This window comes from Neoluteolibacter marinus (assembly GCF_014904755.1).
Taxonomy (GTDB): domain Bacteria; phylum Verrucomicrobiota; class Verrucomicrobiia; order Verrucomicrobiales; family Akkermansiaceae; genus Haloferula; species Haloferula marina.
Window position 1 is genome coordinate 75,918 of sequence record NZ_JACZFQ010000076.1, and the last position, 8,462, is coordinate 84,379.

An 8,462-nucleotide genomic window follows, 5' to 3' on the forward strand; every position below is an offset into this window, starting at 1 on the left:
CGGTCGTCAAGATGTCACTTAGGGTCCGGGAAACTGCGTGATGGTGCAAAATGCAGCAATTACGTAAATACAGCTGTTTGAGGGAGAAACGGGCGCTCCATCGCGACCCGGCCCGGGCCCGTTCCCGTTGGGATCACCCCGCCAGCGCGCGGGTGATTTCGAACCATTCGGCTTCCAGCGGGGCGTCCGCCGCCGGTGCCGGTTTGTGGGCGCGGGCGTACCAGTAGCAGGCGTTGCTGTAATCTCCCTCCTCGCGGTGGAGCCAGGCGTGGATCCAGGCGCCCGCATTCCCGGGGACGTCTTGGCAGAGGTCGTGGGCCGCGTCCCAGCGGCCCTTGCGCGCCAGCCAGAGCGCGCGCAGGGCGGGATTCAGGGAGGCTGGCGGCTCGTCGTGTTCCGCGACCGAGAGGGCGATTGCGTCGGCATCCATTGAAAACGACTCGCAAACCGGCGCTCTCGCGTCTTTCCTGATGTCTGTCATGAAAATCTCCCCCTCGCTTGTCTTCCTGCTACCGATGCTGTCCAGCGCCCTGGCCGATGAATTGCCGCTGCTCAGCAAGCAGCCGTGGCTCGGGGTCTACGCCGGCTACGAGCGACGGAGCTTCCATTTCTCCGTCAATAGCAAGGGCGAGGGGGATCTGCGCCCGATGGGGGACAAGAAGCAGCTGGTCAGCTCCAAGTATTCGATCCGCTTGCAGCCGATGGTCGAAGATGTTCTGCCCAACGGCAAGGTCGTCTCGAAGTATGCCGTCAAGGATGGCTGGGAAACCAGCACCCCCGCTTCGGTCGATCCGGAAAAGCTGGTCTACCGTGGCACGGTTGCCGGTGACGCGAAGTTCGAGGTCACCCTTGAGTTTGCCGGCGACCAGATCCGCGCCGGAGGCAGGTTGATTGAGAAAGGGTCCCTCAAGAACCCGCGCTTCGTCATCCGGGTGCAGGTCCCGAACGTCTATTACTACGAAAAAGACGACGAGAAGCGTGAGCAGAAGGCCAAGCGCGACCGGATCGATCTGGTGCGGACCGACGGGAAGAAGCTGAAGCTCGACTCCCAGACGCCCTTGGATGCCGAAACCGCCGCTTACAGCGGGCCGGGCATCACGGAAGCCCGGATCGACCTGAGCGGTTACAAGGGCCACCGGATCGAGCTGGAAGCCGGGGATCACGCGGCCTTCGAGTTTTGGAACCGCGGCGAAGAGGCGCTCTACAAGGGATTCACCTTGGGCTGGAAGCCCGACGCGGCGAAGGATCCGGAGGGCAAGGCCAGGCTCCTGCTGGAGCTGCGTTGAGGGGGCGGAAAGGTCCGGGAGTACACCGGAGCACACCGGGAGGCTTGAAAATACACCGGAGAGGTGGATTTCGCCTCACTTGTCCTCAGTGACTGATTTTCAATGGCGATTTTTGCAAAAAAACAGCCGTGCAAACGTTTGAAAGCCGTCCATTGAGTCACGATCCGGACGGTTTGAAAAATCGCAACCCATTGGTTATCAGCGTATAAATATTTTACTAAAGGAAAACTGAATTTGATTTGACGATCTGAGTGTACTTTGGTGTAGTTCGGGGCACTTCAGCGGCCTTTCCGCTCCCCATGTCTTCCCTCGCCAAAGTTTACGAGAGTCATTTCGACTACAAGATGGACCCGAAGTATCGGGTTTCCATCCCGGTCGATTGGCGCCCGGAGACGGAGGAGACCCCGGTGCGGTTGCAGCTTTCGAAGGAGCACGACCTGCCGGTGATCAAGGTTTTCACCGAAGAGGAGTTTGAGAAGAAGTTCGTCCAGGTTGCCGAGAGCAGCCTGACGCCGGCCAAGAAGCAGCAGATCGTCGGGCACCTGCGGATGATGTCGAAGAAGGCCACCATCAGCAGTCAGGGCAAACTCACCGTCCCGAAGGACTGGAGCGAGAAGGTTGGGCTGAAGGCCGAAGGCCAGGTCATCCTCGGCGGCCGCGACAACCACTATCTGATCTGCCCGCAAGACACTTTCGACAAGATCACCGAGCTCGAGTTCGGCATGGACGACGGCGACCTCGGGGTCGTCTGAGCAACACCAATTTCACCCACCCACACCTAGTAGCGACAACATGCTGTTCGCCCATCCAACCCCTGTATCCGGACAATCCGCCGCCGCGACACCCATCGCGGCGCCCGGACGGTTGCGGGGGTTGGGCTTCATTTTCCCATCCGAACGGACCGGCGCACTCGGGACAGCGTGCCTCTCCGTTCACTCAACAACGACCGTCCGCCCTGCATTCCATGGCTGGTTGGCAGGACGGCGGTCGGTGACTTTCCTGGCTGGGCGGAAAGGATTACTCGGGACAGTATCCTTTTCGCTTTTTGAACCGGTAATCCGCGCGGCTTCTGGCTGGTTGTCCGCGCGGCTTGCCGGCGACTTTCCATCCGGACGGACCGGCGCACTCGGGACAGCGTGCCGCTCCATCCACTCCGAAACGGGCGTCCGACCTGCATTCCATGGCTGGTTGGCAGGTCGGCGCCCGTCGATTTTCCTGGCTGGGCGGAAGAGGTTGCTCGGGACAGTGCCTCTTTCGCTTTTCAATCCTGTGACCCGCGCGGCTTCTGGCTGGTTGTCCGCGCGGGCCACCGGAGATTTTCCATCCGAACGGACCGGCGCACTCGGGACAGCGTGCCTCTCCGTTCACTCCAAGACGACCGTCCGGCCTGCATTCCATGGCTGGTTGGCAGGACGGCGGTCGTTGGATACTTTCCACGCCCATGCCGCGCCGGACGATCTGCCCGGCTATCATCTCTCCGTGCTCCCCGACGAGGTGAGCGAGTGGATGAACGCGCGCGAGGGCATGCAGATCATCGATGGGACGCTCGGTGGCGGTGGCCACAGCGAATCTTTGTTGAAAGCAGGTGCGTCGGTGCTCGGGGTCGACCGCGACCCCGAAGCACTCGCCTACGCGACCCGGCGGTTGGCCGCCTACGGCGACCGCTTCCGCACCTGGCAGGGAAACTTTGCCGATCTCCGGGACATCCCCGAGGTCCGGGGGGAAAGGTGGGCCGATGGCTTGCTTTTGGACCTCGGGGTCTCGTCCCGGCAACTCGACGCCGCGGAACGGGGGTTCTCGTTCCGCGGCGTTGGTCCTCTCGACATGCGGATGGGACCTTCCTGCGCCTTCGATGCTGCGGAGGTGGTCAACACCTGGCCGGAAGCGGAACTGGTGCGGATCTTCCGCGAATTCGGCGAGGAGCCCCGCGCCCGCCGCATCGCCGCCGCGATCGTCAAACGCCGCGAGATGCGCGCCTTCGACACCACCACCGATCTCGCCGACCTGATCGAGAGGATGGTCGGCCGCAGTGGTCGGATCCATCCCGCCACCAAGGCCTTCCAGGCGATCCGGATGGCGGTGAACGACGAGCTCGGCTCGCTGGAGCGTGCGCTGGAAGCCTCGGTCGAGGTGCTGAAACCGGGGGGGCGACTGCTCGTCATCACCTTCCACAGCCTCGAGGACCGCATGGTGAAACGCTTCATGCAGCACCGCGCCAAACCTTTCATTGACCGCAAGGATTGGCCTGAACCGAGGCCGAATCCCGATTGGTGCTTCCGGTTGCCCGTCCGCAAGGCGATCGCCGCAAGCGACCAAGAGATCCGAATCAATCCCCGGGCCCGCAGTGCGAAACTGCGGGTCGCCGAGTGTCTGGACCCTGCCACCACACCCCGATGAACCGCCGCCGCAACGAGCCGAAGACCCACCCGTCCGTCTTCATCACGCTGATCCTCGCCGCCCTGGTGGTGGTGACCGGAGGCGTCATGCACGCGGTCTACAAGAATTCCCAGGTGAAGACCGAGCGCCTGATCGACCAGGCCGAGACACGGATCGACCAGACCCGCGTGAAAATCCGCATGATCGAGGTCAACATGGACAAGATGCTCGACCGCTTTGAAATGAAGGACCGCCTCTATGCCGCCGGCTCGACGCTGGAGCCGATCACCCCCGCCGACATCGTGGTGGTCGGGCCGCCGCGGCCGGCTCCCGAAGTCGCCGCCGTCCGCGAATAGGTCATGAGCTCCCGTGCTTTCCAGTCCCGCTGCCTCTTGCTGTGCTCGGTTTTGGTGACCGGGCTCAGTTTGCTTTCGGTCCGGCTGATCCGGATCCAGCTGTGGGACCGGAAACACTACGCCGACAAGGCCCGGCTGACCTTCGAGCGGCGCGAGGTCCTGCCCGGCCTGCGCGGCAAGATCGTCGACCGCAACGAGGAGGTGCTGGCGAAGAGCATGCCGGTGGGGACCATCTGGGTGAATGTCCGGCACCTCACCGATCCGCTGGTCATTTCCTACCCGCTCGCCCACGAGCGCGTCAGCACCGATCCCGGCTGGGACGAACTCGATTCGTCCGCCCGCAAGCGCCGCATCCTCGCCGAACGCAGCGTGATCCTGAAGGAATTCGAGGAGATGCCGCCGGGAGCCATGGTGGAAAAGGCGATCGCCCAGGCGGTCAGCATCCTCGCCCGCCCGCTCGGCCTCAAGCGCGAGGACATGCGCGGCAAGATCAAGAAGGCGATCGATCGCGGAACCGGGGAATTCGCCCTGGCGAAAGACCTGCCGGCCGACGCCGCCGAGGGGGTGCGTGAGCTGATTTCCAAGCATTGGCTCGAGGGCTTCTTCCTGCGCGAGTCCTTCAAGCGCTGGTACACCTCCCCGGACCTCGCTGCCCACGTCATCGGCTACACCGGTGAGACCGTCATCACCGATGAGGCGGGTGACAAGCTGTTCGTCCAGACCGGCAAGTTCGGCGTGGAGGCGGCCACCGAGGGCTTCCTCGCCGGCCGCGACGGCTGGCAGGAGCATCGCCGCGCCCCGAACGGCGCGCGCATTCCCGGTGACTCGTCGAGCCTGATGCCGCCGCGCGCGGGGCTCAACGTCCAGCTCACCCTCGACATGGGCGTGCAGTCGATCATCGAGGAGGAGCTCGATGCCGGCCTCAAGGAATACAAGAGCGAGCGCGGCTGCGTCATCGTGATGGATCCGAAGACCGGCGAGATCCTCGGCATGGTCAGCCGGCCGGCTTTCAACCTCAACCAGCTCGAGAATCTCGACACGGGCGCCGCGAACTTCGCCCTGCAAGCCATCTACGAACCGGGTAGTACGATCAAGATCGTCGCCGCCGGTGCCGCGCTCAATGAGCGCCTGGTCGGTCCGCAGACCTCGGTGTTCTGCCATAATGGCTACTACCGGCAGGGCAAGGTCGAGGTGGAGGACCACGCGCCGTACGGCTATCTCACCGTCGAGGGCGTGCTCCAGAAATCGAGCAACATCGGGGCCTACAAGCTCGGCCAGCAGCTCGGGACGACCCGCTTCTACGAGTATCTCTCGAAATGGGGCTACGGTCACAAAACCGGCATCCTGCTCAGCGGGGAAAGCAAGGGGATCGTCCGGGACACGGAAAACGCGGTCGACTTCTCCCGAGCCACCTTTGGCTATGCACTCGCGGTCACCCCGCTGCAGGTCGCCTCGGCCTACTGTGTCGTCGCCGGCGATGGCAAGCTGCGCAAGCCCCACATCGTCAAATCGGTGATCGCCAACGACGGCACCGTCGTCGAGCGCTATGAGCCCGAGGTGGTGAACACCGTCCTGCGGCCCGAAGTGGCAAAGTCGATGCGCAAGGCGCTGGAGAAGGTGGTCGACGTCAAGGGCACCGCGGTCCAGGCATCGGTTCCCGGCTACCGCGTTGCGGGCAAGACGGGTACTGCACGGCGGATCAAGGACGGCTGCTACCAGGACGGCCACTATACCGTTTCTTTCGCCGGCATGTTGCCCGCCGAAAATCCGGCTTTTGTCTGCGTGGTGGTGATCGATGATCCGCGCGCCGAGGGAATCAGCCTCTACGGCGGGACCATTGCCGCGCCCATCTTTTCGAAGATCGGAACCCGCCTCGCGGGGCACATGAATATTCCCCCCACCGAACCGGTGGACGAAGACAAGCTTGCTGGAAACCAATAACCGTGACTCTACGCGATCTCATCGCCTCCCTTGACCGCCCGCTGATCGCGGGACCGCTCGACGTCGAAATCAAAGCCGTCACCGCCGATTCGCGGCTGGTCGGGCCGGGCTCCGCCTTTGTCGCGGTGCGCGGTGGCAGCCAGGACGGCCGCCAGTTCATCCCGATGGCCCTGGAGCAGGGCGCGGCGGCCATCATCGCCGACTCCGCGCCGGAAACTGGCCACCCGCCGGAGGTTCCCTACGTACAGGTCAGCGACGTCCGCCGGGCCCTGTCCCGCTTCGCCGCCGCGCTGGCGGGCGACCCGTCGAAGCAGCTCAAGCTCGCCGGCGTCACCGGCACCAACGGCAAGACCACCACCGCCTACCTGCTGCATCACCTGATGAAGCGGGTCTGGCACCGCGCCGGCCTGCTCGGCACGGTGCTGGTCGACGACGGCGAGGAAGCGAAGCCCGCCGCCTTCACCACCCCGGGTCCGGTCCAGCTCAATGAACTGCTGGGGCGGATGGTCGACCACGGCTGCCGCGGTGCCGCGATGGAGGTGTCGTCCCACGGCATCGACCAGAAGCGCGTCGATGCCATCGCCTTCGATGCCGCGATCTTCACCAATCTCACCCAGGATCACCTCGACTACCACGGCACCCTCGACGCCTACGCGGAGACCAAGTTCTCGTGGTTCGAGACGCTTGCTGCCGATCCGATGGGCAAGAAGCCCGTCGCCGTGGTCAATCTCGACGACGCCCACGGCGAGAAGCTGGTCGACCTGCTCGGCGACCGCCTGCCGGTGATCCGCTACGGCTTCAACGTCCACTGCGATTTCCGCGCGAACAACTTCAAGCAGAGTGCCCGCGGCATGGAGTTCGAGCTCACCGCGAAGGGCAAATCGTTCCTGGTGCGGGCGCCTTTGATCGGCCGCTTCAATGTCTACAACCTTCTCGCCGCCCTGGCTGCGGCCAGCGCCGTGAAGATCCCGCTCCGCGAGGCGGTGGCCGCGCTGGCCGATGCCCCGCAGGTGCCCGGCCGGATGGAACATTGCGGCACCCGTGGCGGTGTCAGCGTGTTCGTCGACTACGGCCACACGCCGGATGCTCTGGAGAATGCCTGCCGCACCTTGAAAGAGCTGAACCCCCGCCGCCTGATCACCGTCTTCGGATGCGGCGGCGACCGCGACAAGGGCAAGCGCCCGCTGATGGCGAAGGCGGCAGGCAATCACAGCGACGCCTGCATCATCACCTCCGACAATCCGCGCAGCGAAGATCCGGAGGCGATCATCCGGGCGATCGAAGCCGGCATGGGCGGAGCCCGCTTCAAGTCGGTGGTCGACCGCGCCGAGGCGATCCGCATCGCCGTCCACGCCGCGGGCAAGGACGACATCGTCCTGATCGCCGGCAAGGGCCACGAGACCTATCAGCAGTTCGCCGACCGCACGATCGACTTCGACGACCGCCGCGAGGCGCGCCGTGCCCTGGAGGCACGCCCCGACGAGCACGACCGCAGATGAACTCCATCGACGCACGCACCCTGGCCGATCACATCGGCGGCGATCTAGCCGCCGGCGACGGTGGCGTGCGGGCGGATGCGGTTTCCACCGATACCCGGACCATCCCGCAGGGCTCGGTCTTCTTCGCCCTGCGCGGCGAGCGCTTCGATGCCAACGATTTCGCGCCGCAAGCCTTCGCGGCGGGAGCTTCCATCGTCGTGGTCGAACGTTGGAGCGGGGACGTATCCGGCGACGCGGCGGTGATCGTGGTGCCCGACGGCCTGGCGGCCTTGCAGCGCTTTGCCGCCTGGTATCGCCGCCAGCGCGAGATCCCGGTGGTCGGGATCACCGGATCGAACGGCAAGACCAGCACCAAGGACTTCACCGCGGCGGTGCTGGGGCGGAACTTCAACGTCTGCGCCACGCGGGGGAACCTCAACAACCACATCGGCGTGCCGCTCAGCGTGCTGGCGATGGAGGCGGACCACACCGCGGCGATCTTCGAGATGGGCATGAACCATCCCGGTGAGATCGCACCGCTGTGCGAGATCGCACGGCCGAACCTCGGCATCATCACCAACATCGGCACCGCCCACATCGAGTACATGGGGAGCCGGGATTCGATCGCGGAGGAAAAGGGGGCACTCGCCCGCAGCCTGCCGGAAGACGGCGCGCTGTTCCTGCCCGCGGGCTGCGATTTCTTCGAATACTTCAAGCGTCGTACCAAGGCCCGGGTCATCCCGGTCGGCAATGGCAGGGGCTTCATCCGGGCGGAGAATTTCCACCAGGACGACACCGGCTCGCGCTTCACCCTGCTGATCGACGGCAAGCCGGAAGCCGAGGTCGACCTCCCGGTCACCGGCCGCCACATGGCAACCAACGCCCTGCTCGCCGCGGGGGCGGGCTGGTTCCTCGGCATCCCGCCCGAGAAGATCGCCGCCGGCCTTGCCGCCACGGTGCTGACGAGCGGCCGCCTGCGCCGCTTCGTCTCGGGCGGCGTCACGGTTTTCGACGACACTTACAAC

General features: G+C 64.8%; 8 protein-coding genes. 7 read left to right on the plus strand and 1 reads right to left on the minus strand.

What is annotated here, in order from left to right; genetic code table 11:
- Positions 1-133 precede the first annotated feature (133 nt).
- Positions 134-430 (minus strand): hypothetical protein, encoded by a 297-nt coding sequence (locus IG178_RS15135; protein WP_193213407.1) that lies wholly within the window; start codon positions 428-430, stop codon positions 134-136.
- A gap of 49 nt (positions 431-479) precedes the next feature.
- Here IG178_RS15135 and IG178_RS15140 point away from each other — a divergent pair, with 49 nt between their 5' ends.
- The 7 genes from IG178_RS15140 to IG178_RS15170 all read left to right on the plus strand — a co-directional run.
- Positions 480-1,286, plus strand: coding sequence for a hypothetical protein (locus IG178_RS15140; RefSeq protein WP_193213408.1), 807 nt, complete (start codon positions 480-482; stop codon positions 1,284-1,286).
- Positions 1,287-1,585: 299 nt separating this feature from the next.
- Positions 1,586-2,038: an MraZ N-terminal domain-containing protein gene (locus IG178_RS15145; protein WP_193213409.1), complete on the plus strand. Its 453-nt coding sequence runs from the start codon at positions 1,586-1,588 to the stop codon at positions 2,036-2,038.
- A gap of 670 nt (positions 2,039-2,708) precedes the next feature.
- The gene (gene rsmH / locus IG178_RS25590) at positions 2,709-3,683 is read left to right on the plus strand and encodes a 16S rRNA (cytosine(1402)-N(4))-methyltransferase RsmH (protein ID WP_226895469.1); all 975 of its coding nucleotides are present in this window, start codon (positions 2,709-2,711) and stop codon (positions 3,681-3,683) included.
- Positions 3,680-4,018, plus strand: a complete 339-nt coding sequence (locus IG178_RS15155) for a hypothetical protein (RefSeq protein ID WP_193213411.1) — start codon at positions 3,680-3,682, stop codon at positions 4,016-4,018. Before rsmH ends, IG178_RS15155 begins: the two co-directional genes overlap by 4 nt.
- Before the next feature lie 3 nt (positions 4,019-4,021).
- Positions 4,022-5,959, plus strand: a complete 1,938-nt coding sequence (locus IG178_RS15160; protein ID WP_193213412.1) for a peptidoglycan D,D-transpeptidase FtsI family protein — start codon at positions 4,022-4,024, stop codon at positions 5,957-5,959.
- A 2-nt stretch (positions 5,960-5,961) separates the two neighbouring features.
- Entirely contained in the window at positions 5,962-7,458 is a 1,497-nt protein-coding gene (locus IG178_RS15165; RefSeq protein WP_193213413.1) for a UDP-N-acetylmuramoyl-L-alanyl-D-glutamate--2,6-diaminopimelate ligase, read from the plus strand.
- Positions 7,455-8,462 (plus strand): UDP-N-acetylmuramoyl-tripeptide--D-alanyl-D-alanine ligase (locus IG178_RS15170; protein ID WP_193213414.1); only part of this gene is annotated, 1,008 nt, incomplete at its 3' end. The genes IG178_RS15165 and IG178_RS15170, both read left to right, overlap by 4 nt.